1 protein-coding gene is annotated in these 1,366 nt (G+C 38.1%); it reads left to right on the top strand.

Features of this window, described 5'->3' with window-relative positions:
* The first annotated feature begins 307 nt into the window (after positions 1–307).
* Positions 308–1,339, top strand: a complete 1,032-nt coding sequence (locus F6K49_RS49505; protein ID WP_293110121.1) for a hypothetical protein — start codon at positions 308–310, stop codon at positions 1,337–1,339.
* Positions 1,340–1,366 lie beyond the last annotated feature (27 nt).

Here is a 1,366-nt window from a genome sequence, read left to right as displayed (position 1 = left end):
GTATTTATAAGGGTTTGAGCTTGCCATTAAGGGATGCAGCTCCGACCTGCGGGGGTTTCCCACACTCGCGCTTTGCATCAAGACAATGAATCGAGGGTTAATCTGGGGCTGTATCTTCCATAAGCTCATTGGCATCAAAGCCTTATATACTAAGCTTTTTAGGGCTCATGTCACCCCCTCAGATCAGATCGAGGGATTGATTGATATGAAAAGGTTTTGTTTTATCCTAAAATAATAAGGATTAAGGTAGCGAAAAATTCTTATTTTGATTATTAACTAGTTAATTAAATGGATTGGAGTTTTTGTTATGGCAATTGATCGGGCACCTGGCGTTTATGTAATCTCTGAAGATGAGGTGGGAATTGTCTATAAAAAGTTTGGTAGTCCTTTACCATCTAATCGTCAAATTGCTCTTAATGGAGAAATGGGTTGGCAGGTTGATACTCTTGGTCCTGGACGACATTTCCACTCTCCGTTGTCCTATAAAGTTGTCAAACAAAAAGCTATACAGATTGATAAAGATGAAATTGGATTAGTAACAGCCAACGATGGTGCTTCTCTTCCCACAGGTAAAATGTTTGGTAAAGTTGTCGAAGAATGTGATGACTTTCAAGATGGTCGTGCCTTTATCAAAAATGGTGGTCAACGGGGTAGGCAGTTAGGCATTTTAAGAAATGGTATTTATCGGATTAATACTAAACTTTTTTCTGTTGAAATCAGTAAAATTACTTCCATTTATGACTATGAAATTGGCTTAGTAGAAGCGAAAGATGGCAAGCCACTGCCGATTGGAAAAACCTTTGGTGATGCTGTTGAATGTAACAATTTTGAGGATGAAAAAGCATTTATTAACAATGGGGGATATAGGGGACAACAGCTAAAGATTCTTACTACTGGCAAATACGCAATTAATACAGAACTTTTCAAAATTAAGAGAGTTGAACTTATCAAAATTAGAGTTAATGAAGTAGGGTTAGTGGAAGCAAGGGATGGTCAGCCACTTCCACTTGGTCAGAACTTTGGTAAAGTTGTTGAATGTGGCACTTTTCAGGACGCTGAAGCATTTATCAAAAACGGCGGTCAACAAGGGAACCAATTAGCCATTATTCCTCCTGGAATTCACTACATTAATACAGAGTTGTTTAAAGTTCACAATGTACCATTAATTAATATTCGATCAGGGGAGATAGGGCTAGTTATTGCTCAAGATGGTGCTGAACTACCACCAGGACAAATACTAGCTAAAGCTGTAGATTGCGATAATTTTCAGAATGCTGAAGCCTTTCTCAACAACGGTGGTCAACAAGGTAAACAGCGAGCAATTCTTACTGAAGGTTAGTATAGAATAAAGACTGAACTATTTACA

The organism is Moorena sp. SIO3I6 (assembly GCF_010672095.1).
The sequence above is the reverse complement of the archived record's forward strand: the minus strand, read 5'-3'. Positions and strand labels throughout refer to the sequence as shown.

What these genes read in the sequence shown, in the direction of transcription:
- F6K49_RS49505 (WP_293110121.1), top strand. Translation starts at nt 308, where the DNA reads ATGGCAATTGATCGGGCACCTGGCGTTTATGTAATCTCTGAAGATGAG.